General features: G+C 72.2%; 21 protein-coding genes. 8 read left to right on the forward strand and 13 right to left on the reverse strand.

Annotated elements, in window-relative coordinates:
* The first annotated feature begins 55 nt into the window (after positions 1-55).
* The 3 genes from ACJ5H2_RS10800 to ACJ5H2_RS10810 are packed head-to-tail and all read left to right on the forward strand — an operon-like array spanning position 56 to position 2,606.
* Positions 56-952 (forward strand): ABC transporter ATP-binding protein, encoded by an 897-nt coding sequence (locus ACJ5H2_RS10800; RefSeq protein WP_408899622.1) that lies wholly within the window; start codon positions 56-58, stop codon positions 950-952.
* A complete protein-coding gene (locus ACJ5H2_RS10805; protein WP_408899563.1) occupies positions 949-1,722 on the forward strand; it encodes an ABC transporter permease in 774 nt (257 codons plus the stop codon). The genes ACJ5H2_RS10800 and ACJ5H2_RS10805 overlap by 4 nt, the downstream gene beginning before the upstream one ends.
* 2 nt (positions 1,723-1,724) lie before the next feature.
* Positions 1,725-2,606, forward strand: coding sequence for a COX15/CtaA family protein (locus ACJ5H2_RS10810; RefSeq protein ID WP_408899564.1), 882 nt, complete (start codon positions 1,725-1,727; stop codon positions 2,604-2,606).
* A 13-nt stretch (positions 2,607-2,619) separates the two neighbouring features.
* Here ACJ5H2_RS10810 and ACJ5H2_RS10815 read toward each other — a convergent pair whose 3' ends face one another.
* Complete coding sequence (locus ACJ5H2_RS10815; RefSeq protein ID WP_408899623.1) at positions 2,620-3,537, reverse strand: heme o synthase; 918 nt, start codon at positions 3,535-3,537, stop codon at positions 2,620-2,622.
* 158 nt (positions 3,538-3,695) lie between these two features.
* On the opposite strand from ACJ5H2_RS10815, the gene tkt reads away from it, so the two are divergent.
* Genes tkt through pgl form a run of 4 tightly spaced genes read left to right on the forward strand, consistent with a single transcriptional unit; the run spans position 3,696 to position 9,356 of the window.
* On the forward strand, positions 3,696-5,807 hold the full coding sequence (gene tkt / locus ACJ5H2_RS10820; RefSeq protein ID WP_408899565.1) for a transketolase: 2,112 nt from the start codon (positions 3,696-3,698) through the stop codon (positions 5,805-5,807).
* Between the two features lie 34 nt (positions 5,808-5,841).
* Entirely contained in the window at positions 5,842-6,948 is a 1,107-nt protein-coding gene (gene tal, locus ACJ5H2_RS10825; protein ID WP_408899566.1) for a transaldolase, read from the forward strand.
* A 6-nt stretch (positions 6,949-6,954) separates the two neighbouring features.
* Positions 6,955-8,601 carry a glucose-6-phosphate isomerase gene (gene pgi / locus ACJ5H2_RS10830; protein ID WP_408899567.1) on the forward strand — a complete coding sequence of 549 codons (1,647 nt, stop codon included), beginning with the start codon at positions 6,955-6,957 and terminating at the stop codon, positions 8,599-8,601.
* Entirely contained in the window at positions 8,598-9,356 is a 759-nt protein-coding gene (gene pgl, locus ACJ5H2_RS10835; RefSeq protein ID WP_408899568.1) for a 6-phosphogluconolactonase, read from the forward strand. Before pgi ends, pgl begins: the two co-directional genes overlap by 4 nt.
* Positions 9,357-9,391: 35 nt before the next feature.
* On the opposite strand, the gene ACJ5H2_RS10840 is transcribed toward pgl, so the two are convergent.
* From ACJ5H2_RS10840 to uvrC, 9 genes are all read right to left on the reverse strand, one after another.
* Positions 9,392-9,751: an RNA polymerase-binding protein RbpA gene (locus ACJ5H2_RS10840; protein WP_141007576.1), complete on the reverse strand. Its 360-nt coding sequence runs from the start codon at positions 9,749-9,751 to the stop codon at positions 9,392-9,394.
* Positions 9,752-9,833: 82 nt separating this feature from the next.
* Positions 9,834-10,070 carry a preprotein translocase subunit SecG gene (gene secG, locus ACJ5H2_RS10845; protein ID WP_408899569.1) on the reverse strand — a complete coding sequence of 79 codons (237 nt, stop codon included), beginning with the start codon at positions 10,068-10,070 and terminating at the stop codon, positions 9,834-9,836.
* A gap of 27 nt (positions 10,071-10,097) precedes the next feature.
* Positions 10,098-10,913, reverse strand: coding sequence for a triose-phosphate isomerase (gene tpiA / locus ACJ5H2_RS10850; RefSeq protein WP_408899570.1), 816 nt, complete (start codon positions 10,911-10,913; stop codon positions 10,098-10,100).
* Positions 10,913-12,109 (reverse strand): phosphoglycerate kinase, encoded by a 1,197-nt coding sequence (locus ACJ5H2_RS10855; RefSeq protein WP_408899624.1) that lies wholly within the window; start codon positions 12,107-12,109, stop codon positions 10,913-10,915. Before ACJ5H2_RS10855 ends, tpiA begins: the two co-directional genes overlap by 1 nt.
* Before the next feature lie 34 nt (positions 12,110-12,143).
* On the reverse strand, positions 12,144-13,142 hold the full coding sequence (gene gap / locus ACJ5H2_RS10860) for a type I glyceraldehyde-3-phosphate dehydrogenase (protein WP_408899571.1): 999 nt from the start codon (positions 13,140-13,142) through the stop codon (positions 12,144-12,146).
* A 186-nt stretch (positions 13,143-13,328) separates the two neighbouring features.
* Entirely contained in the window at positions 13,329-14,315 is a 987-nt protein-coding gene (whiA, locus tag ACJ5H2_RS10865; RefSeq protein WP_408899572.1) for a DNA-binding protein WhiA, read from the reverse strand.
* Between the two features lie 22 nt (positions 14,316-14,337).
* The gene (gene yvcK / locus ACJ5H2_RS10870; RefSeq protein ID WP_408899573.1) at positions 14,338-15,348 is read right to left on the reverse strand and encodes a uridine diphosphate-N-acetylglucosamine-binding protein YvcK; all 1,011 of its coding nucleotides are present in this window, start codon (positions 15,346-15,348) and stop codon (positions 14,338-14,340) included.
* Positions 15,345-16,214, reverse strand: coding sequence for an RNase adapter RapZ (gene rapZ / locus ACJ5H2_RS10875; protein WP_408899574.1), 870 nt, complete (start codon positions 16,212-16,214; stop codon positions 15,345-15,347). Before rapZ ends, yvcK begins: the two co-directional genes overlap by 4 nt.
* Positions 16,207-18,180 (reverse strand): excinuclease ABC subunit UvrC, encoded by a 1,974-nt coding sequence (gene uvrC, locus ACJ5H2_RS10880; protein ID WP_408899575.1) that lies wholly within the window; start codon positions 18,178-18,180, stop codon positions 16,207-16,209. Before uvrC ends, rapZ begins: the two co-directional genes overlap by 8 nt.
* 37 nt (positions 18,181-18,217) lie before the next feature.
* Between uvrC and ACJ5H2_RS10885 the strand changes: the two genes are divergently transcribed.
* Positions 18,218-19,579, forward strand: coding sequence for a pyridine nucleotide-disulfide oxidoreductase (locus ACJ5H2_RS10885; RefSeq protein WP_408899576.1), 1,362 nt, complete (start codon positions 18,218-18,220; stop codon positions 19,577-19,579).
* Here the strand turns inward: ACJ5H2_RS10885 and ACJ5H2_RS10890 are convergent.
* The 3 genes from ACJ5H2_RS10890 to uvrA are packed head-to-tail and all read right to left on the reverse strand — an operon-like array spanning position 19,480 to position 23,397.
* Positions 19,480-19,902, reverse strand: a complete 423-nt coding sequence (locus tag ACJ5H2_RS10890; protein WP_408895400.1) for a Rieske (2Fe-2S) protein — start codon at positions 19,900-19,902, stop codon at positions 19,480-19,482. The two genes, ACJ5H2_RS10885 and ACJ5H2_RS10890, sit on opposite strands and share 100 nt — an antisense overlap.
* Positions 19,899-20,375 carry a Rieske (2Fe-2S) protein gene (locus ACJ5H2_RS10895; RefSeq protein WP_408895401.1) on the reverse strand — a complete coding sequence of 159 codons (477 nt, stop codon included), beginning with the start codon at positions 20,373-20,375 and terminating at the stop codon, positions 19,899-19,901. The genes ACJ5H2_RS10890 and ACJ5H2_RS10895 overlap by 4 nt, the downstream gene beginning before the upstream one ends.
* Before the next feature lie 34 nt (positions 20,376-20,409).
* Complete coding sequence (gene uvrA, locus ACJ5H2_RS10900) at positions 20,410-23,397, reverse strand: excinuclease ABC subunit UvrA (protein ID WP_408895402.1); 2,988 nt, start codon at positions 23,395-23,397, stop codon at positions 20,410-20,412.
* Positions 23,398-23,436 lie beyond the last annotated feature (39 nt).

Genomic DNA, 23,436 nt, shown 5'->3' on the forward strand with positions numbered 1-23,436 from the left:
GACTGTCGCCGTGTCTCTCGCTCATGACCATGCTGTCGAGGTCGACGGCCTGGTGATGAGGTACGGCGACACGGTCGCCGTCGACGGGCTGTCCCTGACGGTGGAGCGCGGCTCGATCACGGCGGTCCTCGGCCCCAACGGCGCCGGCAAGACCACGACCCTGGAGACCTGCGAGGGCTACCGGCGCGCGCAGGGCGGCACGGTCCGCGTGCTCGGGCTCGACCCCGTGCGCCAGCGACGCGAGCTGCTCCCCCGCATCGGGGTGATGCTGCAGTCCGGCGGCGCCTGGAGCGGGGCCCGGGCCGAGGAGATGCTGCGCCACTTCGCCCGGCTCCACGCACGGCCGCAGGACGTCGGCCTGCTCATGGAGCGGCTCGCGCTGCACGAGTGCGGGCGCACGCCGTACCGGCGGCTGTCGGGGGGCCAACAGCAGCGGCTCGGCCTGGCCCTGGCCCTCGTCGGCCGCCCGGAGCTGGTGTTCGTCGACGAGCCCACGGCCGGGATGGACCCGCAGATCCGCCGGGCGGTGTGGGAGCTGCTCGAGGAGCTGCGGAGCGACGGCGTCACCGTGGTCCTCACCACCCACTACCTCGAAGAGGCAGAGCGGCTCGCCGACCGGGTGCACATCCTCGACCGGGGCCGCCTGGTCGCCAGCGGAACGCCGCTCGAGCTGACCCGCGGCGGCACCGTCGCCACCATCCGGATCGTGGTCACCCAGCCCTTCCCGGAGGGCGCCCCCGAGGAGCTGGTGCGCGAGCTCGGCGACGGGACCGAGCTGACCGTGCTCGACCCGCTCAGCCTGCAGCTGTCCGGCCCCGCCGACAGCACGACCCTGGCCACCGTCGCCGCGTGGTGCGCCGCGCACGGCGTGCTCCCGGAGTCGCTGTCGCTGGGCCAGCGCAACCTGGAGGACGTCTTCCTCGAGCTCACCGGTCGCGAGGAGTTCGCATGAGTGCCCCCACCTTCGCCCCCGCGCCCGGCGCCGCCCCGGTCGCCCGGCAGCTGCTGACCCAGGCGGGCATGGAGGCGCGGCTGATGGTGCGCAACGGCGAGCAGCTGCTGCTCGCCGTCGTCATCCCGGTGATCGTCCTGGTGGGTGCCGTGCGCGGCGCGGAGCGGGTCGGGATCGACCTGGCGGGCCGCCCGGTCGACGTCCTCACGCCCGGCGTGCTCGCGCTCGCCGTGATGTCGACGGCGTTCACCTCGCTCGCGATCGCCACCGGGTTCGAGCGTCGCTACGGCGTCCTCAAGCGGCTCGGCACCGCTCCCCTGTCGCGCGCCACGCTCCTCGGCGGCAAGGTGCTCGCCCTCCTGCTCGTCGAGGTCCTCCAGTTCGCCGTGATCGGTGGCGTCGGCCTCGCCCTCGGATGGTCCGGGCCGTCCGGGGCCGCCGGCGTGCTCGCGCTGCTCCTCGCCGCGCTGTGCGGCACCGCCGCCTTCGCCTCGCTCGGCATGCTGCTCGCCGGCTCGCTGCGCGCCGAGGCCACCCTGGCGGCCGCCAACCTGGTGTACCTGCTGCTGCTCGCCGGCGGCGCCGTGGTCCTGCCCGCCACCATGTACGGCGGCCTCGGCGACGTCGTGCGCTGGCTGCCCTCGGGCGCACTCGGCGAGGCGGTCCGCGCGGCGAGCGACGGTGTGCTCGCCGTCCGCGACCTCGTGGTCCTGCTCGCGTGGACCGCCCTCGGATCCGTCCTGACCGCCCGGACCTTCAAGTGGGAGTGACCGTGACCGCCCCGACCCGCCTGTCCGAGCTCCAGCGGGGCTTGGCTGCCCGCACCGTGCCTCTCGCCTGGGCCAACCTGGTGGCCAACATCGGGATCGTCGTGACCGGCGGGGCCGTGCGGCTCACCGGCTCGGGGCTCGGCTGCCCGACCTGGCCCAAGTGCACCGAGGAGTCCTACACGACCCACGGTGCCCTCGGCGTGCACGGCGTGATCGAGTTCGGCAACCGGCTGCTCACCTATGTCCTGCTCGCCATCGCGGTCGCGTTCGTGGTGGCGGCCTGGCGGCGAGGCGGGCGGGTGCGGGCCCTCGGCCTCGTGGTGCTCGCCGGCATCCCGGCGCAGGCGGTGGTCGGCGGCATCACCGTGCTGACCGACCTCAACCCCTGGGTCGTCGCCGGGCACCTCCTGGTCTCCATGGCGATGGTCGGCATCTGCGTCTGGGTCCTCGACGACCTCACCGGCCCCACGCGGACCAGCGCCTCGGGGTCCTCGCGTCGGCTGGCCTGGGCCACCTTCGCCGCCGGCTGGGTCGTGCTCTGGCTCGGCACCGTGGTCACCGGTTCCGGCCCGCACTCCGGCGACCTGGAGTCGCGCCGTACCGGACTCGACCCGGAGGTCGTCTCCCACGTCCACGGGATCTCGGTCGGCCTGCTCGTCGCACTCACCCTCGCGCTGCTGCTGGTCGCCCGTCGCCGGGGAGACCGATGGGTGGCCACCTTCACGGGCACGCTCCTGGCCGTCGAGCTCGCCCAGGGCCTCCTCGGCTACGTGCAGTTCTTCACCGACCTGCCGGAGGTGCTCGTCGGGCTGCACATGCTCGGCGCCGCGCTCGTCGCAGCGGGCCTGGCACGGGTCGTCGTCACCACGGCCCCGCGGGGCTGACCGCGCGCCTGCCTCAGTGCAGCAGCGGGTCGATCGCGACGGCGACGAACAGCAGCGAGAGGTACAGGTTCGAGGAGTGGAACAGCCGCATCGGCTGGAGCACGCTCAGCTCCTCGGAGGTCCGGGCGCGGCGGTGCAGGCCGTGGGCCTGCGCCAGGAAGACGGCGCCGAGCAGCGCGGCCGCGACCGGGTATACGGGACCGGTGGAGGCGACCGGCCACAGCAGCAGCGACGTCGCGACCATCACCCACGAGTAGACGACGATCTGCAGCGCGACGACCCGTGCCGGCTTCACGACCGGCAGCATCGGGACGTCGACCTGGGCGTAGTCCTCCCGGTAGCGCAGCGCGAGCGCCCAGGTGTGCGGCGGAGTCCAGAAGAAGACCACCGCGAAGAGGACGACCGGCACCCACGACAGCTCGCCGGTGACCGCGGTCCAGCCGATGAGTGCGGGGAAGCAGCCGGCGATGCCGCCCCAGACGATGTTCTGCGTGGTGCGGCGCTTCAGCAGCATCGTGTAGACGAACACGTAGAACGCGTTGGCGCTGACCGAGAGGATCGCCGAGAGCGGGTTGACCCAGGCCCACAGGATCACCGTCGACAGCACGCCGAGCACGGTGCCGAAGACGAGGGCCGCCGCGGGCGTCACGATGTGGCGCGGCAGCGCGCGGCGCCGGGTACGCCGCATCTGCTCGTCGATGTCGCGGTCGTAGACGCAGTTGAACACCGAGGCGGAGCCGGCCGACAGCGTGCCGCCGATGACGGTGGCGACCACCAGGCCGAGCCCGGGCACGCCGCGGGCGGCGAAGAACATGACCGGCACCGTCGTCAGGAGCAGCAGCTCGATGACGCGCGGCTTGGTGAGGCCGACATAGGCCATGACCACGTCGCGGAAGGTCGCCTTCTGCGGTCCCTCGTCCACAGCCAGCAGCTCGGGGCTGGTGGGGTCGACGTAGGTCACGGCAGGATTTCCTCGAAGGACGGGCCTCGCAGGCGCGGTGGAAGCGGTCCGAGTGTAGCCCGAGTCCTCCTCGTGCCCGGCACCGAGCCGGTGTCGGTCGCGCCACGTGGCTCGGTAGGCTCGACACCATGATCCCGGAGCTGGACTGGACCGACCTCGATCGCTTGGCCGTCGACACCGCGCGCGTGCTCGCCATGGACGCCGTCCAGAAGGTCGGCAACGGCCACCCCGGTACGGCGATGAGCCTCGCCCCGGCGGCGTACCTGCTGTTCCAGAAGGTGATGAGGCACGACCCGTCCGACCCCGCCTGGATGGGGCGCGACCGCTTCGTGCTGTCCTGCGGGCACTCCTCCATCACGCTCTACACCCAGCTCTTCCTGGGCGGCTTCGGCCTCGAGCTCGCCGACCTGCAGGCGCTGCGGACCTGGGGCAGCAAGACCCCGGGCCACCCCGAGTTCGGCCACACAGCCGGCGTCGAGGTCACCACCGGCCCGCTGGGCCAGGGCGTGGCCAACGCGGTCGGCATGGCGATGGCCGCCCGCCGCGAGAAGGGCCTGCTCGACCCCGAGGCCGGCGACGGCCCCTCGCTCTTCGACCACCACGTCTACGTGCTGGCCTCCGACGGCGACCTCGAGGAGGGCGTGAGCAGCGAGGCATCCTCGATCGCGGGCACCCAGGAGCTCGGCAACCTCACCGTGATCTACGACGCCAACCGGATCTCCATCGAGGGCGACACCCACATCGCGTTCAACGAGGACGTGGCGAAGCGCTACGAGGCCTACGGCTGGCACGTCCAGACCGTCGACTGGACGGGCACCGACCACAACGACCTCGCCAACTACACCGAGGACGTCCCGGCGCTCTACGAGGCCATCAAGGCCGCCGACGAGGTGACCGACCAGCCGTCCCTCATCGTCTTGAAGACGGTCATCGCGTGGCCCGCCCCGAGCGCGCAGAACACCGAGGCCGCGCACGGGTCGGCGCTCGGGGAGGACGAGGTCGCCGCCACGAAGCGGATCCTCGGCTTCGACCCGGAGAGGACCTTCGAGGTCCCGCCCGACGTGCTCGCGCACACGCGCTCCCTCGTCGAGCGGGGCAAGGCGTGGGGTGCCGCCTGGGACGAGGAGTACGACACCTGGGCCGCCGCGAACCCCGAGCGGGCGGCGCTGCTGCACCGGATCAAGGACCGCCGCCTGCCGGACGGCATCGAGGAGGCGCTGCCGGTCTTCGAGGCCGACCCCAAGGGCGTCGCCACCCGCGCCGCCTCCGGCAAGGTCATCAACGCGATCGCCCCCGTCATGCCCGAGCTGTGGGGCGGCTCGGCCGACCTCGCCGGGTCGAACAACACCACCATCAAGGACGCGCCCTCCTTCCTGCCGCTGGACCGCGGCGTCGAGGAGTGGCCGGCCGACCCCTACCAGGGCCGGGTGCTCCACTTCGGCATCCGCGAGCACGCCATGGGCTCGATCATGAACGGCATCGCCGTCCACGGCGGCACCCGCGTCTTCGGCGGCACCTTCCTCACCTTCTCCGACTACATGCGCGGCGCGGTGCGCGTGGGCGCGCTCATGCAGGCTCCCGTGGTCCACGTCTGGACGCACGACTCGATCGGACTCGGGGAGGACGGCCCGACCCACCAGCCGATCGAGCACCTCGCGGCCCTGCGGGCGATCCCCGGTCTCGACGTCGTCCGGCCCGCCGACGCGAACGAGACGGCGGCGGCCTGGCTGCAGGTCCTGCGCAACAGCGACCGCCCGGCCGGCCTGATCCTCAGCCGCCAGAACGTCCCGACCTTCCCGCGCGGCACCGACGGCTTCGCCACCACCGACGACGTGGCGAAGGGCGGCTACGTCCTGCTCGACGCCGAGGGCGGCCAGCCCGACGTCGTCCTCATGGCGACGGGCTCGGAGGTCCAGCACGCCGTCGCCGCCCGCGAGCTGCTCGCCGGCGAGGGCATCCGCGCCCGGGTCGTGTCGCTGCCGTGCCTGGAGTGGTTCGACGCGCAGACCCAGGCCTACCGCGACACCGTGATCCCACCGACCGTCAAGGCTCGGGTCTCCGTCGAGGCAGGGGTGAAGCAGGGCTGGCGCGAGTACGTCGGGGACGCCGGCCGCATCGTCAGCATCGACCACTACGGCGCGAGCGCCGACGCCGCCACCCTGTTCCGCGAGTTCGGGTTCACCCCCGAGGCCGTGGCACAGGCGGCGCGGGAGAGTCTCGCAGCGGCCGCTCGCGGCTGAACCCGGCACCACCCACCCGCAGAAGGAGGAACTCATGACTGATCGACTGAAGGCCCTCGCTGACGCGGGGGTGTCCATCTGGCTCGACGACCTGTCCCGGGAGCGGATCGAGACCGGCAACCTCGCCGAGCTCGTCCGGGACCGCTCGGTCGTGGGCGTGACCACGAACCCCACGATCTTCGCCGGCGCCATCGCCGACGGTGAGCGGTACGACGCCCAGGTGCGCCAGCTCGTCGAGGGCGGTGCGGGCGTCGACGAGGTGATCTTCGCGCTCACCACCGACGACGTGCGCAACGCCTGCGACATCCTGGCGCCGGTGGCGTCCGCACGTCCCGCCGACGGCCGGGTCTCGATCGAGGTCGAGCCGACGCTGGCCAACGACACCGACGCCACGGTCGCCTCGGCGAAGGCCCTGTGGGAGGCCGTCGACCGTCCCAACGCCCTGATCAAGATCCCCGCGACGCTCGAGGGCCTGCCGGCGATCACCGCCACGATCGCGGCGGGCATCAGCGTGAACGTGACGCTGATCTTCTCCGTCGAGCGCTACCGCGCGGTGATGGACGCCTATCTCGCGGGCCTCGAGCAGGCCCGCGACGCGGGCATCGACCTCGCCACGATCCAGTCCGTGGCGTCGTTCTTCGTCTCGCGCGTCGACACCGAGATCGATGCGCGCCTCGACAAGGCCGGCACCGACGAGGCGCTGGCCCTGCGCGGCCAGGCGGCCGTCGCGAACGCCCGCCTCGCCTATGCCGCCTTCGAGGAGGTCATCGCGTCCGCGCGCTGGCAGGAGCTCGCCGCTGCGGGCGCGAACCCGCAGCGGCCGCTGTGGGCGTCCACCGGCGTGAAGAACCCGGCGTACTCCGACACCCTCTACGTCACCGACCTCGTGGTCGCCGACACGGTCAACACGATGCCCGAGAAGACGCTGCTGGCGTTCGCCGACCACGGCGAGGTGACCGGGGACCAGGTCACCGGCAAGGCCGCGGAGGCCCAGGGCGTGTTCGACCGGCTCGAGGCCGTCGGCGTCGACCTCGACGACGTCTTCCTCACCCTCGAGACCGAGGGGGTCGACAAGTTCAAGGCCTCCTGGACCGAGCTGGTCGCCACGGTCGAAGGGCAGATGGCCAAGGCCAGGGGCTGAGCGCCCGTGGGTGCCTCTCCCATCGACCCCACGACCACCGAGGCCTGGGGGCGACTGACCGAGCTCGCGGCCCAGGGCCGCCCCGACCTGCGCGTCGCGCTCGCCGACGCCGAGTGGGTCGCCCGCTCGACGCTCCAGGCGGCCGACCTGCGGGTCGACCTGTCGAAGAACCTGGTGACGCCGGAGGTCTGGACGGCGCTGGTGGCGCTCGCCGAGGCCGTCGAGCTGCCCGCGCGTCGCGACGCCATGTTCCGCGGCGAGCACATCAACGTCACCGAGGACCGCGCGGTGCTGCACACGGCGCTGCGCCGTGCGGCGGGCTCCGGCCTGGAGGTCGGCGGCGCGAACGTCGTCGAGGAGGTGCGCGCGGTGCTGCGGCGGGTGTACTCCTTCGCCGAGGACGTGCGCTCCGGAGCGTGGCGCGGCTCCACCGGCGAGCGGATCCGCACCGTGGTGAACATCGGGATCGGCGGCTCGGACCTCGGGCCCGTGATGGCCTACGAGGCGCTGCGGGCCTATGTCCACGAGGACCTCGAGTGCCGGTTCATCAGCAACATCGACCCGACGGACGCGGCGCAGACGCTCGCCGGGCTCGACCCGGCGACGACTCTGTTCATCGTCTCCAGCAAGACCTTCGGCACCCTCGAGACGCTGACCAACGCCCGGCTGTGCCGGTCCTGGCTGCTCGACGGGCTCGGCGCGGGCGAGGAGGCGGTGTCCCGCCACTTCGTTGCCGTCTCGACGGCCCTGGACAAGGTCGCCGAGTTCGGCATCGACCCCGCCAACGCGTTCGGCTTCTGGGACTGGGTCGGCGGCCGCTACTCGGTGGACTCGGCCATCGGCACCTCGCTGGCGGTCGCGATCGGACCGGAGCGCTTCGAGGAGTTCCTCGCCGGCTTCCGGGCCGTGGACGACCACTTCGTGTCCGCGCCGCTGCACCAGAACGTCCCGGTCCTCATGGGCCTGCTGAACGTCTGGTACACCGACTTCCTCGGGGCGCAGTCCCATGCCGTGCTCCCCTACGCGCAGGCGCTGCACCGCTTCCCGGCGTATCTGCAGCAGCTCACCATGGAGTCCAACGGCAAGAGCGTGCGCTGGGACGGCAGCCCGGTCACGACCGACACCGGCGAGGTGTTCTGGGGCGAGCCGGGCACCAACGGGCAGCACGCCTTCTACCAGCTGCTGCATCAGGGCACCCGCGTCGTCCCGTGCGACTTCATCGCCTTCGCCGCGCCGACCCATCCGCTCACCGACGGTGACACCGACGTCCACGAGCTGCTGCTCGCGAACTTCCTCGCGCAGACCAAGGCGCTCGCGTTCGGCAAGACCGCCGAGGAGGTGCGCGCGGAGGGCACGCCCGAGGAGATCGTCCCGGCGCGGGTCTTCTCCGGCAACCGGCCCACCACCTCGATCATGGCCCCGGCGCTGACGCCGGCCGTGCTCGGCCAGCTGATCGCGCTCTACGAGCACATCACCTTCACCCAGGGCGTGGTGTGGGGCATCGACAGCTTCGACCAGTGGGGCGTCGAGCTCGGCAAGCAGCTGGCCGTGCAGATCGCGCCCGCGCTCGCCGGCGACGCCGCCGTGCTGGCCGACCAGGATCCCTCCACCCGCGCGATGATCGCCTACTACCGGGAGCAGCGCTCACGATGACCACGCCGACCGAGAGCCCCCAGCCGCTCATCGAGGTCCACGACGACGCCGACGCCCTCGCCACGGCCGTCGCGGGCGAGCTGCTCAACCGGCTCGCCGACGCCCAGGCCGCCGGGAGCGTCCCGCACGTCGGGCTGACGGGGGGCGGCATCGCCGACGCCGTCCACCGCGAGCTCGTCCGGCTCGCGCCCGCGTCCGGGGTCGACTGGGGCGCGGTGGTCCTGTGGTTCGGCGACGAGCGCTTCGTCCCGGCCGACTCCGCCGACCGCAACGTCAACCAGGCCCGCGCCGCCTTCCTCGACGAGGTGGGTGCGCACCGGGTGCACACCGCACCCTCCTCCGACGAGGTGGCGACGGCCGAGGAGTCCGCGGCGTCGTACGCCGACACGATCCGCGCGGAGGGTCTCGACTCCTTCGACGTCCTCATGCTCGGCCTGGGGCCCGACGGCCACGTCGCATCGCTCTTCCCCGGGCATGCGGGACTCGACGCCGCAGGGGCGCCGACCGTGGCGGTCCACGACTCCCCCAAGCCGCCGCCGGACCGGGTCAGCCTGACCTTCGAGGCGCTGAACCGCGCCCAGTCCGTCTGGTTCGTCGTCAGCGGTGAGGGCAAGGCGGACGCCGTGCGCCGTGCGCTCGCGGAGGTCGCGCCCGCCGACGAGGAGGCCGCGCTGCGCGCGACCCCCGCCCGCGGCGTCGCGGGCCGGACCGAGACCGTGTGGTTCCTCGACTCCGCCGCAGCGACGCTCCTCTGACCCGACCCTGCGCTAGCTGAGCGCGCCGGGTCGGCTCAGAAGATGATCTCGCCGGACTTGCGGCGCGAGCGCAGGAGCTGGATCGCCTCGTCGAGGATGACCTCGGCCTCCTTGTCGGAGCGGCGCTCCTTCACGTAGGCCAGGTGCGTCTTGTACGGCTCGATCTTGGGCGCCGGGGGCGCGTTCTCGGAGTCGAGGCCGGCCGGCAGGCCGCACTTGGGGCAGTCCCACGAGTCCGGGACCGACGCCTCGACCGAGAAGGTGATCACCGAGCGGTGGTCGTTCGCACAGAAGTACGTGACGGCCTGCCGGGGAGCGGCCTCGCCGCGCTCGGCCTCGCCCATCGGACCCGCACCGACGCGACTACCGCGGATCGCGTTCCCACCACCAGCCAACGGATTCTCTCCTCAAGCCCTCGGACGGCGCGGCGGTCGCCGCGCCGGTTGCAAGTCGGTCTGTGCTGTCCGTGCCGTGCTGTCAGTTCTGATAGGCGAGCAGCAGGCCCAGCGCGATGACGCAGGCGAACCAGATGACGCCGATGCCGACCGTGAACCGGTCGAGATTGCGCTCGGCGATCGAGGAGCCGCCGAGCGAGCTCGACACGCCGCCACCGAACATGTCCGAGAGGCCGCCGCCCCGACCCTTGTGCAGCAGCACGAGCAGGATCAGGATCAGGCTCGTGATCACGAGCAGCACAGTCAGAAGCGTCGACACGCGAGGAATCCTACGTCAGGCCCGGAGCTAGGACAGCACCGGCATGTCGTAGAACCGGCAGATCCCGCCGAACTCGTCCGCCTCCAGGCTCGCGCCGCCGACGAGCGCGCCGTCGACGTCCGGCTTCGCCATGATCCCGGCGACGTTGGCGGCCTTCACCGAGCCCCCGTAGAGGATCCGTACGCTGTCCGCGGCCTCGTCGCCGAAGGACGTCCGGACCTGATCGCGGATGGCGGCGCACACCTCCTGGGCGTCCTCGGGCGTCGCCACCTCGCCGGTGCCGATCGCCCAGACCGGTTCGTAGGCGATGACCAGGCCGGCGACCTGCTTCTTCGACAGCCCGGCGAGGGAGCCGTCGACCTGGGCGGTCGTGAACGGCACCTGCTCGCCGGCCTGGCGGACCTCGAGGCCCTCGCCGACGCACACGATCGGGGTGATCTTCTCCCCCAGCGCGGCCTTCGCCTTGGCGTTGACCAGCGCGTCGGTCTCCCCGTGGTACTGCCGCCGCTCGGAGTGGCCGACCACGACGTAGGAGCAGCCGAGCTTGGCGAGCATGCCCGCGGAGATCTCGCCCGTGTAGGCGCCGGAGGCGTGCTGCGAGACGTCCTGCGCGCCGTACCGGATCGAGAGCCGGTCGCCGTCGACGAGCGTCTGCACGGAGCGGATGTCGGTGAACGGCGGGATCACCGCGACCTCGACCTTGCCGTAGTCGTGCTTCTTGTCGGCCAGGGTCCAGGCCAGCTTCTGCACGAGGACCACGGCCTCGGCGTGGTTGAGGTTCATCTTCCAGTTGCCCGCCATGAGCGGGGTGCGTCCGCCGGGGGTGGCGCTCGTCGAGCCCATCAGTCCTCCAGAACCGTGATGCCGGGAAGTTCCTTGCCCTCGAGGTACTCGAGGCTGGCGCCGCCGCCGGTCGAGATGTGGCCGAAGGCCGCCTCGTCGAAGCCGAGGGTGCGCACCGCGGCCGCCGAGTCGCCGCCGCCGACGACCGACAGGCCGTTCACCTTCGTCAGCGCCTCCGCGACGGCGCGGGTGCCCTCCGCGAAGGCGGGCTGCTCGAAGACGCCCATGGGGCCGTTCCAGAACACGGTCCGCGCGTCCGCGAGCGCGGCCGCGAAGGCCGCTCCCGAGGCGGGACCGATGTCCAGGCCCAGGGTGTCGGCCGGGATCTCCGTCGCCGGTACGACGCGCGCGGACGCCTCGTCGCCGAAGCTGTCGGCCACCACGATGTCGGTGGGCAGCACGATCTCGACGCCGAGCTCCTCGGCACGGGCCCGATAGGCGCGCACCGTGTCGAGCTGGTCCTCCTCGAGCAGGCTGGTGCCGACCTCCAGGCCGTCGGCGCGCAGGAAGGTGAAGACCATGCCCCCACCGATGAGGAGCTTGTCCGCCTTGTCGAGCAGGTTGTCGATGACCCCCAGCTTGTCGGAGACCTTGGAGCCGCCGAGCACCACGACGTAGGGCCGCTCGGGGTCGACCGTCAGGCGACGCAGCACCTCGACCTCGGCCGCCACCAGGCCGCCCATGGCGTGCGGCAGGCGCTGCGCCACGTCGTACACGCTCGCCTGCTTGCGGTGCACGACGCCGAAGCCGTCGGAGACGAAGGCGTCCGCGAGGCCCGCCAGCTGGTCGGCGAAGGCACCGCGCTCGGCGTCGTCCTTGCTGGTCTCGCCCGCGTTGAAGCGGACGTTCTCCAGCAGCGCGACCTGGCCGTCCTGGAGGGCGGCGACGGTCTCCTGCGCCGAGGCGCCGACCGTGTCGGTGGCGAACGCGACGCTCGCCCCGAGCAGCTCGCCCAGGCGGGCGGCGACCGGTGCGAGCGAGTACGCCGGGTCCGGCTCACCCTGGGGGCGCCCGAGGTGGGCGGTGACGACCACCCGAGCGCCCGCCTCGGCGAGCGTGCGGATCGTCGGGACGCTGGCTCGGATCCGGCCGTCGTCGGTGATCCGATCGCCGTCCAGCGGCACGTTGAGGTCGGAGCGGACGAGGACGCGCTTGCCGCGCACCTCGCGCAGGAAGTCCGGGGCGAGGCCCTTGATGTCGGTCACAAGCGTCAGAGCCTAGCGCCGGCGCTCAGAGGCTCGCGCCGACGTGGGTGATGAGGTCCGCCAGCCGGTTGGAGTAGCCCCATTCGTTGTCGTACCAGCCGGCGACCTTGACCTGGTTGCCGATCACCTTGGTCAGCGGCGCGTCGAAGATGCAGGACGCCGGGTTGGTCACGATGTCCGAGGAGACGATCGGGTCGGTCGAGTACACGAGGAAGCGGCCGTCGGCGGCGGCCTTCACGATGGCGTTGACCTCCTCCACGCTCGTCTCCCGGGAGGCCTCGAAGGAGAGGTCGGTCAGCGACCCGGTCGGCGTGGGCACCCGCAGCGCGTAGCCGTCGAGGCGGCCCTTGAGCTCCGGCAGCACCAGCCCGATCGCCTTGGCGGCACCGGTCGACGTCGGCACGATGTTGATCGCGGCCGCGCGGGCGCGGCGCAGGTCCTTGTGGATGTTGTCCTGCAGGTTCTGGTCGGCGGTGTAGGCGTGCACGGTGGTCATCAGGCCCTTCACGATCCCGAGACCGTCGTGGAGCGCCTTGGCCATCGGGCCGAGGCAGTTCGTCGTGCACGAGGCATTGGAGATGATCGTGTGGGCCGCAGGGTCGTAGCTGTCGTGGTTGACCCCCATCACGATGGTGACGTCCTCGTTCGAGGCGGGCGCGGAGATGATCACCTTCTTCGCCCCGCCGCCGTCGACGTGGGCCCGGGCCTTGGTGGCGTCGGTGAAGAAGCCCGTCGACTCGACGACGACGTCGACGCCTAGGTCGCCCCATCCGAGCGCCGCGGGGTCGCGCTCGGCGAAGGCCTTGATCTCCCGTCCGCCGACGATGATCGCGCCCTCGGTCGACTCGACCTCGGTGTCGAGCGGGCCGAGGATCGAGTCGTACTTCAGCAGGTGCGCGAGCGTGGCGTTGTCGGTGAGGTCGTTGACCCCGACGATCTCGATGTCGGCTCCGCTGGCTCGGACGGCGCGGAAGAAGTTCCGCCCGATCCGGCCGAATCCGTTGATGCCTACGCGCACAGTCACCTTGTTGCTCCTTGTTGTCAGCGGGGTGTCGTCAGCCGGGCGATGCTCGGGGTGATGCTCGTGTGATGCAGATCATGCATCCGGCTCGACCCTAACGCCGGGGTGTGTGCGGGCGCGCCCGGCATCCCGCAATACGGGCTGGTAACAACAAGAAACCACACGAAACAACATCGTGCGGTGGGCAGCTCAGGCGTCGCCGGCCAGCATCTCCGGGGTCAGCGACGCCTCGGTGTCCGGTATGCCGAGCTCCTCGGCCCGCTTGTCGGCCATCGCGAGGAGCCGCCGGATCCGCCCGGCGATGGCGTCCTTCGTGAGCACCGGCTCGTGCAGCTGGCCGAGCTCCTCGAGCGAGGCCTGCTTGTGCTCGAGGCGCAGCTCGCCCGCCATCCGCAGGTGGTCGGGCACCTCGTCGCCGAGGATCTCCATCGCCCGGTGCACCCGGGCGCCGGCGGTGACCGCGGCCCGCGCCGAGCGACGCAGGTTGGCGTCGTCGAAGTTGGCGAGCCGGTTGGCGGTGGCGCGGACCTCGCGCCGCATCCGGCGCTCCTCCCAGGCCATCAGCGTCTCGTGCGCGCCGAGCCGGGCCAGGAGCTGGCCGATGGCGTCGCCGTCGCGGATGACGACGCGGTCGACGCCCCGGACCTCCCGGGCCTTGGCCTGGATGCCGAGACGGCGGGCGACGCCGACGAGGGCGAGCGCGGCCTCCGAGCCCGGGCAGGTGACCTCGAGGGACGACGAGCGGCCCGGCTCGGTGAGCGAGCCGTGGGCCAGGAAGGCACCCCGCCAGGCCGCGACGGCGTCGCAGGCGCCGCCGGAGACGACCGCAGGCGGCAGCCCGCGCACCGGCCGGCCCCGCTGGTCGAGCAGTCCCGTCTGCCGGGCCAGCGCCTCGCCGTCCTTGACGACGCGCACGATGTAGCGGCTGCCCTTGCGCAGCCCGTTGCCCTGCACCATGACGACCTCGGAGCCCTGGCCGTAGATCTCGGAGATGTCCTTGCGGAGACGGCGCGCCGCGGCGCCGGTGTCCAGCTCGGCCTCGACCACGATCCGGCCGCCGACGATGTGGAGCCCCCCGGCGAACCGCAGCATCGAGGCGACCTCGGCCTTGCGACAGCAGACCTTCGTCACCGGGATGTTGGCGAGCTCCGCCTTGACCTGTGCCGTCATCGCCATGGGCTCGATCCTCCCACGCGGGTCAACAACCCGCAGCGCCAGCCGGCCCTCCGCCGAAGATGCGGCCATAGGCCGCCGCGAGCTTGAGCGGGTCGTGCCGGGGGCTGCCGTCGTCGGCCGCCAGGTCGTCCACGACGAGGCGTGCGCCGAGCGCCAGCACGCACTCCTGCAGCTCGGCCAGGTCGTCGGCGACCGACGTCCGATCGGCGAGCACGACGTCGATGGCGAGGTCCGGGGCGTGCTCGGCGAGGACCGCGAGGTGGTCGGCGGGACCGAAGCCGCCCGTCTCCCCCGCCTGCTCCTCGAGGTTGAGCACCACGACCAGCCGGGCCTCGGTGGCGACCAGCGCCTCGCGCAGCCGCGGCACCAAGAGGTGCGGCAGCACGCTGGTGAACCACGAGCCCGGCCCGAGGATCGTCCAGTCGGCCTCGGCGATGGCGCTCACGACGGCCGGGCTCACCTCCGGGTCCGCCGGGTCGAGCGCGATCTCGGTGATCACCCCGTCGGTCGTGGCGACCTCCACCTGCCCGCGCACCGACGTGAGCAGGTCGGGCTGGTCGGGGACGAGGCCGCGGACCTCCGCGGTGATGTCCATCGGCGTCATCGCCATCGGCAGCACCCGGCCCTTCGCGCCGAGCAGCCGCCCCACCCAGTCGAGGGCGTCCACGTGGTCGCCGAGGAGCTCCCACAGCCCGACGATGAGCAGGTTGCCGACCACGTGGCCGCGCATCTCGCCGTCGCCCGCGAAGCGGTGCTGGAGCACCCGTGCCCAGGTGTCCCCCCACTCGTCGTCGCCGCACAGGGCCGCCAGGGCCATCCGCAGGTCGCCCGGCGGGAGCACCCCGAACTCGCCGCGCAGCCGGCCGGAGGAGCCGCCGTTGTCGGCGACGGTGACGACCGCCGTGAGCTCGTCCACCGTGAGGTCGTCGACGAGATGGCGCAGTGCGCTCAGCGAGGCGTGCAGGCCGTGGCCGCCGCCCAGGGCGACGACGGCCTGGGCGCGCTGGTCGGCCGCGAGGAAGTCGGAGCTCACTCGCGCCCCAGGTCCCGGTGGATCGCCCGCGCGATGTACCCCTGCTCGCCCATGCGGCGCGCGATCTCCTCCGTCATCGCCACACTGCGGTGCTTGCCGCCGGTGCACCCGATCGCGACGCGCATGAAGCGCTTGCCCTCGCGCAGGTAGCCCTCGGCCACGCCGGACAGCAGCGGCACGTAGGCGTCGACGAACTCCTCCGCGCCCGGCCGGCCGAGGACGTACGCCGACACCTCGGCGTCCTGACCGGTCCGCGGCCGCAGCTCGGGGACCCAGTGCGGGTTGGGGAGGAAGCGCATGTCGGCGACGTAGTCGGCGTCCACCGGGATGCCGTACTTGAAGCCGAAGCTGATGACGGTGACCCGCAGCCGGGTCGTGTCGGTCGTGCCGAACGACTCGGCGATGCGGTCGGTCAGCTGGTGCACGTTGAGGCTGGTGGTGTCGATGACCAGGTCGGCCTCCGAGCGCAGGTCGGCGAGCACCACGCGCTCGCGCTGCAGACCGTCGAGCAGCCGGCCGCCCTGCTGGAGGGGGTGGGGGCGGCGCGCGGCCTCCTGGCGTCGTACGAGCACCTCGTCGGTGGCGTCGAGGAAGACCAGCGTGGTCACCCGGCCGGCGACGCCGTGGGCCAGCGCGCTGCGCAGTCCCTGGAAGAAGGAGCCCGAGCGCACGTCCACGACGACCGCGACCGGCTGGGCGGGCCCATGGCTCTCGTCGACGAGGCGCACGACCTCGGGGAGCAGGCTGGGCGGCAGGTTGTCGACGACGAAGAAGCCGAGGTCCTCCAGCTCCTTCGCCGCGGTGCTGCGCCCGGCGCCGGTCATCCCGGTGACGACGACGAGCTGCCCGTGGGTGCGGTCATCCATGGGCGTCATTGTGCAGGGCGGCCTTGATGGCCTCCGCGGTCCGGGGCCCCACGCCGGGGACCGCGGCGATCTCCTCCACCGTGGCCGCGCGGAGCTTGCGCAGCGACCCGAAGTGGCGCAGCAGGGTCCTGCGGCGCACCTCGCCGAGTCCCGGCACGTCGTCGAGGACGCTCTCCACCATCGACTTCGAGCGTCGGTTGCGGTGGTGGGCGATCGCGAACCGGTGCGCCTCGTCGCGGATCCGCTGGAGCAGGTAGAGGCCCTCGGAGGTGCGCGGCAGGATCACCGGGTCCTCCTGGTCCGGCACCCAGACCTCCTCAAGCCGCTTGGCGAGGCCGCAGACCGGGATGTCGTCGATGCCGAGCTCGTCGAGCGCCCGCTGGGCCGCGGCGACCTGGGGCGCGCCGCCGTCGACCACGACGAGGCCCGGCGCGTAGGCGAACTTGCGCGGGCGGCCGGTGTCGGGGTCGACGAGCATCGGCCCGGTGCCGGCGTCGGGGTCGCCCGGTCGCAGCTCGGACCGCGCCTGCTCGTCGAGCAGCCGGCGGAAGCGGCGGGTGATCACCTCGTGCATCGCTTTGACGTCGTCGGACCCGTCCTGGTCCTTGATGACGAACCGGCGGTACTCCCCCTTGCGGGAGAGCCCGTCCTCGAAGACCACCATCGAGGCCACGATCTCGGTGCCTTGGATGTGGGAGACGTCGTAGCACTCGATGCGCAGGGGCGCCTCGTCGAGCTCGAGGGCCTCTGCGATCTCGGCCAGGGCGCGGTTGCGCGTGGTGAGATCGCTCGCCCGCTTGGTCTTGTGCAGCGCGAGGGACTCGCTGGCGTTGCGCGCGACGGTCTCCTGCAGGGTCCGCTTGTCGCCGCGCTGCGGCACCCGGATCTCGACCCGCGAGCCGCGCAGGTCGGAGAGCAGCTGCTCGAAGGTGGCGTGCTCCGCGGGCAGGGCGGGGACGAGGATCTCGCGCGGGACCGCGTCGCGGGCATCCTCGGGCGCCACCCCGGCGTACAGCTGCAGCAGGAAGTCCTCGACCAGCGCGGCCGTGTCGCCGTCGTCGGTGCGGTCGGCGACCCAGCCGCGCTGGCCGCGGATCCGCCCGCCGCGGACGTAGAACACCTGCACGGCGACCTCGAGCGGGTCCTCGGCGAGCGCGATGACGTCGGCGTCGGAGCCGTCGCCGAAGACGACGGCCTGCTTCTCGAGCGCCTTGTTCATGGCGCCGAGGTCGTCGCGCAGACGGGCGGCCTTCTCGAAGTCGAGCGCCTCGGAGGCGGCGTACATCTCCTGCTCGATGCGCTTCATGAACGGCCGGGTCCGGCCCGCCATGAACTCGCAGAAGTCGTCGACGATCGCCCGGTGGTCCTCCGGCGAGATGGTGCCCACGCAGGGGGCGGAGCACTTGTCGATGTACCCCAGCAGGCAGGGCCGGCCGATCTGGCTGGACCGCTTGAAGACGCCCGCGCTGCACGAGCGCATCGGGAACACGCGCAGCAGGATGTCGACGGTCTCGCGGATCGCCCAGGCGTGGCTGTAGGGACCGAAGTAGCGGGTGCCCTTGCGCTTGGCCCCGCGCCCGACCATCACCCGCGGGAACTCCTCGGACACGGTGACCGCGAGCCAGGGATAGGACTTGTCGTCGCGGTACTTCACGTTGAAGCGCGGGTCGTACTCCTTGATCCAGGAGTACTCCAGCTGCAGGGCCTCGACCTCGGTGCCCACCACGGTCCACTCCACGGAGGCGGCGGTGGTGACCATGCTCGCGGTGCGCGGGTGGAGGTTCCCGATGTCCTGGAAGTACGACGACAGCCTCGCCCGCAGGTTCTTGGCCTTGCCGACGTAGATGACCCGGCTGGTGCGGTCGCGGAACCGGTAGACGCCCGGCTGGGTCGGGATCGAGCCGGGCTTCGGGCGGTAGCTCAGCGCGGGTGACACGACACCAACCCTACGGAGGTGCTCCGACATGTCCTTATTCGTGTTAGTCGCGTGCTTTACTACAGATATGCGATGTCGGGACGCCTACGGATACGAGCTCACCACCGGACCCCTCGCCGCCGCCGCGTACGTCGACGGCGTGCGGGACCTGCTGCGCCTGCGCGTCGGCGCGGCCGACCGGATCGCGACGGCCGTCGCCCTCGACCCGACCTTCGCCCTCGGGCACGCGGCCCTCGCCCTCCTCGGCCACGAGATGTGCGTCCAGGTCGACATCGCCGCCCGGCTCGCGGACGCGCGTCTCCACGCCGCCCGCGGGACCGAGCGCGAGCGCAGCCACGTCCACGCCGTCGAGCGGCACCTCCAGGGCGACGCCGCTCCCCTCGTCGCCCACCTGGCGTCGTACCCACGGGACGCGCTGCTCCTGTCGGTGGCGATGCCGACCATCGCCTTCGCCGGTGTGACCGACGTGCCGGAGCAGGCCTGGCGGATCGTGGAGGCGGCCGCGCCGGCGTACGGCGACGACCCGTGGATCACCGGCCTGATGGCCTTCGTCCGCCAGGAGCAGCGCCGCTTCGACGAGGCGATGGAGCTGTCCTGCCGCTCGCTCGCCGGGGAGCCCTCTGGCGGGCATGCCGCCCACGCGCGGGCGCACGCCCACTACGAGACCGGCGACCACGCGGCCGGGCTGGCCTGGATGGACGCCTGGATCGTCGGCGACGGCGCCGCCACGGACAGCCTCACCCACTTCTCGTGGCACGCCGCGCTCCACGAGCTCTCGATCGGCGACCTCGACGCGGTGCGGGCGCGCTACGACGCCCAGCTGCAGCCCCGCCACGCGGTGGGCTGCCGTGCCCTGGTGGACAGCGGCTCGCTGCTGTTCCGGTGGGCGATCACCCCCGACGCGGTCGACGTGCCCTCCATCGACGAGGTCGTCGCGCTCACCGGGCGCGACGTGCTCGAGCGTCCCGGGACCGCCTTCCTCGGCCTCCACGCCGCGGTGGCCCTCCTCGCCACCGGTGACCAGGCCGGCCTGCGCAGCCTGGCCAGGTGGTGCGCCGACCACCCGGGCGCGACCCACCGCGAGGTGGTCGCTCCGCTCGCGACCGCACTGGGGCTGCTGGCCGCGGGCCGCTGCTCCGCGGCGGCCGACCGTCTCGCCGCGCTGAGCTCGTCCACCTGGCGGCTCGGCGGCTCCGACGCCCAGCGCGAGATCGTCGAGGAGGCCCGCATCGCGGCCCTCCTGCGCGCGGAGCGGTACGACGAGGCGCGCCAGGTGCTCGACGCCCGGCTGGACCGCCGGGAGTCGCCGCGCGACCGCAGGTGGCGCGATCAGGCAGCGAGGATCTGGTCGCCCTCGACCCTGATCTCGACCTTCGGGAGCGGCGAGGCCGCCGGGCCGCCCTCGATGGCGCCGGTGCTCGCCGAGTAGGCCGAGCCGTGGTTGGAGCAGTGGATCGTGCCGTCCTCGACGGAGGTCACCAGCAGCCCCTGGTGCGTGCAGACCGCCGAGAACGCCTCGAAGGTCCCCTCCGTCGGCTGGGTGAGCACGATCTTCTCGTCGGCCAGGATGATGCCGCCGCCCACCGGCACCTCCCCGGTGGAGGCCAGCGCGGAGCCGGTCGCGACCGTCGGGGTCGAGGAGCCCTCGCCGTCCTCGCCGCCGGCGCACCCGGCGAGTGCCGCGGCCACGCCGAGCGCTCCGAGGCCGGTGAACACGATCCGCCGGCTGGTGCGCGCCTCGCCGAGGGTCACGAGCGCCGCACCTGACCGTCGACCACCGTCACCGCGACCTCGGGGAGCGGGCTGCTCGCCGGGCCACCCTCGACGGCCCCGTCGGTCGCCGAGAAGGTGCTGTCATGGCACGGGCAGTGGATGGTCCCGTCCGACACCGAGCCGACCAGGCAGCCCTGGTGAGTGCAGACCGCGGAGAACGCCTTGAACTCGCCGGCGGCGGGCTGGGTGACGACCAGCTCCTCGCCCTTGAGCACCACGCCGCCGCCGACGGGCACGTCGTCGGCCGCGACCAGGCCGTTCGCCGCTGCGCTGCTCGGGGGCGCCGCCGACCCGGATGACGCCGGCGCCGACGGGGTGGAGGGGGTGGACGGGGTCGAGGACGGGTCGGACGCGCTCGCGCCGTCGTCCCCGCATGCGGCCAGGAGGGGCACGCCGAGGCCGACGGTCGCGGCTCCGGTCAGGGCACGTCGCCTGCTCACCGAGGAAGTCATGGGAGCGAGGCTACGGGTCCGGGCTGAGAGTCGCCTATGAGCGCGCCGACGTCTTCTTGGCCGCCGGCTTCTTGGCGGCCTTCTTGGCGGGGGCCTTCTTGGCGGGGGCCTTCTTGGCCGTCGTCTTCTTCGCCGGCGCGGCGGGCGCCCGCCTCGGGGCCGACGGCTGCTGGGCCGCGCGGCCCTCGAGCAGCGGCTTGAGGAAGGTGCCGGTGTGGCTGCCCGGGGTGGCCGCGATGTCCTCCGGCGTGCCCTCCGCGACGACGGTGCCTCCGCGGGAGCCGCCCTCGGGTCCCATGTCGATGAGCCAGTCCGCGGTCTTGATGACGTCGAGGTTGTGCTCGATCACCAGCACCGTGTTGCCCTTGTCGACCAGCCCGGAAAGCACGCCCAGCAGCTTGCGGATGTCCTCGAAGTGGAGCCCGGTCGTGGGCTCGTCGAGCACGTACACCGTGCGCCCGGTGGACCGCTTCTGCAGCTCGGCGGCCAGCTTGACCCGCTGCGCCTCTCCGCCGGACAGCGTGGTCGCCGGCTGCCCGAGCCGGACATAGCCGAGCCCGACCTCGGTCAGGGTCTTCATGTGTCGCGCGATCGGCGGCACGGCGGCGAAGAACTCCAGCGCCTCCTCGATCGGCATGTCGAGGACCTCGGCGATGGTCTTGCCCTTGTAGTGGACCTCGAGCGTCTCGCGGTTGTAGCGCGCCCCGTGGCACACCTCGCAGGGGACGTAGACGTCCGGCAGGAAGTTCATCTCGATCTTGATCGTGCCGTCGCCGGCGCAGGCCTCGCAGCGCCCGCCCTTGACGTTGAACGAGAACCGGCCCTGCTGGTAGCCGCGCATCTTCGCCTCGGGCGTCTGCGCGAAGAGCTTGCGCACGTGGTCGAAGACCCCGGTGTACGTCGCCGGGTTGGACCGCGGCGTGCGGCCGATCGGCGACTGGTCGACGTGGATCACCTTGTCGACGTGCTCGAGGCCGGTGATCTTCTGGTGCCGGCCGGGGATGGCGCGGGCGTTGTAGATCTGCTTGGCCAGCGAGGTGTAGAGGATGTCGTTGACCAGGGTCGACTTGCCCGAGCCCGACACCCCGGTGACCGCGGTGAAGACGCCGAGAGGGAAGCTCACGTCGACGTTCTTGAGGTTGTGCTCGCGCGCCCCGATGACCTTGAGCTCGCGGCCCTTCGTGCGCGGGCGGCGTACGGCGGGAACCGGGATCTCGCGACGGCCGGAGAGGTACTGGCCCGTCATGGAGTCCGGGTGCTCGAGGAGCTCCTTGACCGTGCCGGAGTGGACCACCTGGCCGCCGTGCTCGCCGGCGCCGGGGCCGATGTCGACGATCCAGTCCGCGACCCGGATGGTGTCCTCGTCGTGCTCGACGACGATGAGCGTGTTGCCGAGGTCCTTGAGCCGGACCAGGGTCTCGATCAGCTTCTGGTTGTCGCGCTGGTGGAGGCCGATCGACGGCTCGTCGAGGACGTAGAGGACGCCGACGAGGCCGGCGCCGATCTGGGTGGCGAGCCGGATCCGCTGCGCCTCACCGCCCGACAGTGACCCCGAGGGCCGGTCGAGCGAGAGGTAGTCGAGGCCGACGTCGAGCAGGAAGTTGAGCCGCTCCTGGATCTCCTTGAGCACCCGCTCGCCGATCTGCCGCTCGCGCGCGGACAGGTCGAGGTCGGCGAGATAGGCGGCCGCCTCGTTGATCGGCAGCGCGCAGACCTCGGCGATGTTCTTGCCACCGCGCTCCCGCGGCCCGAGGGTGACCGACATCGAGACCGGCTTCAGGCGGCTGCCCTCGCAGACCGGGCACGGCACCTCGCGCATGAAGCCCTCGAAACGCTCGCGGCTGGTGTCGCTCTCGGCTTCGCGGTGGCGGCGCTCGACATAGGTCCGCACGCCCTCGAAGTCGGCGTAGTAGGAGCGCTGGCGGCCGTAGCGGTTGCGCGTGACGACGTGGACCTTCGTCGGGTGGCCCTCCAGGATGGCCCGGCGGGCCTTCGCGGAGAGCTGCTCCCAGGGGGTGTCGACGTCGAACCCGAGCTCCTCGCCGAGCGCGATGAGGAGCCGGCCGAAGTAGTCGGCGACGTGCGCGTGGCTCCACGGCTGCAGGGCCCCCTCGGCGAGGGTCGCGGTCGGGTCGGGCACGACGAGCTCGGGGTCGACCTCCATCCGGGTGCCGAGGCCGGCGCAGGCCGGGCAGGCGCCGAAGGGCGAGTTGAACGAGAAGGAGCGCGGCTCGAGGTCGTCGGTCTCGATCGGGTGCTCGTTGGGGCACGCCATCTTCTCCGAGAACTTCAGCTCCTGGCCGGAGTCGACCAGGTCGAACACCACCAGGCCGCCGGCCAGGCCGAGCGCGGTCTCCACGGAGTCGGTCAGCCGTCGCTTGGCCGACTCCTTCACCGCGAGGCGGTCGACGACGACGTCGATGGTGTGCTTGTACTTCTTGTCGAGGGTCGGCGGGTCGTCGAGGTTATGGGTCTCGCCGTCGACCCGGGCCCGGGAGAAGCCCTGCGACTGCAGCTGGCGGAAGAGCTCGACGAACTCACCCTTGCGACCGCGCACCACCGGCGCGAGGACCTGGAAGCGGGTGCCCTCCTCGAGCGCCATCATGCGGTCGACGATCTGCTGCGGCGTCTGCCGCTCGATCGGCGCGCCGCAGGTCGGGCAGTGGGCCCGGCCGGCGCGGGCATAGAGCAGACGCAGGTAGTCGTAGACCTCGGTGATGGTGCCGACCGTGGACCGGGGGTTCTTGGAGGTCGACTTCTGGTCGATCGACACCGCCGGCGAGAGGCCCTCGATGAAGTCGACGTCGGGCTTGTCCATCTGGCCGAGGAACTGGCGGGCGTACGCCGAGAGCGACTCGACGTACCGACGCTGGCCCTCCGCGAAGATCGTGTCGAACGCCAGGCTCGACTTGCCCGAGCCCGAGAGGCCGGTGAAGACGATCAGGGAGTCGCGGGGAAGGTCGATCGAGACGTCCTTGAGGTTGTGCTCGCGCGCCCCACGGATGATCAGCTGATCGGTCACTACATTCCTCTTGCGTCGGTGGTCGAGCCTCGGTCGAGC

This window comes from Nocardioides pymetrozini (genome assembly GCF_046058985.1).
GTDB lineage: Bacteria > Actinomycetota > Actinomycetes > Propionibacteriales > Nocardioidaceae > Nocardioides.

Bases quoted from the DNA above. Each gene is read 5' to 3' on its own strand.
- ACJ5H2_RS10800 (WP_408899622.1), top strand. From the start codon at position 56: ATGAGGTACGGCGACACGGTCGCCGTCGACGGGCTGTCCCTGACGGTG.
- ACJ5H2_RS10805 (WP_408899563.1), top strand. From the start codon at position 949: ATGAGTGCCCCCACCTTCGCCCCCGCGCCCGGCGCCGCCCCGGTCGCC.
- tkt (WP_408899565.1), top strand. From the start codon at position 3,696: ATGATCCCGGAGCTGGACTGGACCGACCTCGATCGCTTGGCCGTCGAC.
- tal (WP_408899566.1), top strand. From the start codon at position 5,842: ATGACTGATCGACTGAAGGCCCTCGCTGACGCGGGGGTGTCCATCTGG.
- pgl (WP_408899568.1), top strand. From the start codon at position 8,598: ATGACCACGCCGACCGAGAGCCCCCAGCCGCTCATCGAGGTCCACGAC.
- tpiA (WP_408899570.1), bottom strand. From the start codon at position 10,913: ATGGGCTCGACGAGCGCCACCCCCGGCGGACGCACCCCGCTCATGGCG.
- whiA (WP_408899572.1), bottom strand. From the start codon at position 14,315: ATGGCGATGACGGCACAGGTCAAGGCGGAGCTCGCCAACATCCCGGTG.
- rapZ (WP_408899574.1), bottom strand. From the start codon at position 16,214: ATGGATGACCGCACCCACGGGCAGCTCGTCGTCGTCACCGGGATGACC.
- uvrC (WP_408899575.1), bottom strand. From the start codon at position 18,180: ATGTCGGAGCACCTCCGTAGGGTTGGTGTCGTGTCACCCGCGCTGAGC.
- ACJ5H2_RS10885 (WP_408899576.1), top strand. From the start codon at position 18,218: ATGCGATGTCGGGACGCCTACGGATACGAGCTCACCACCGGACCCCTC.
- ACJ5H2_RS10895 (WP_408895401.1), bottom strand. From the start codon at position 20,375: ATGACTTCCTCGGTGAGCAGGCGACGTGCCCTGACCGGAGCCGCGACC.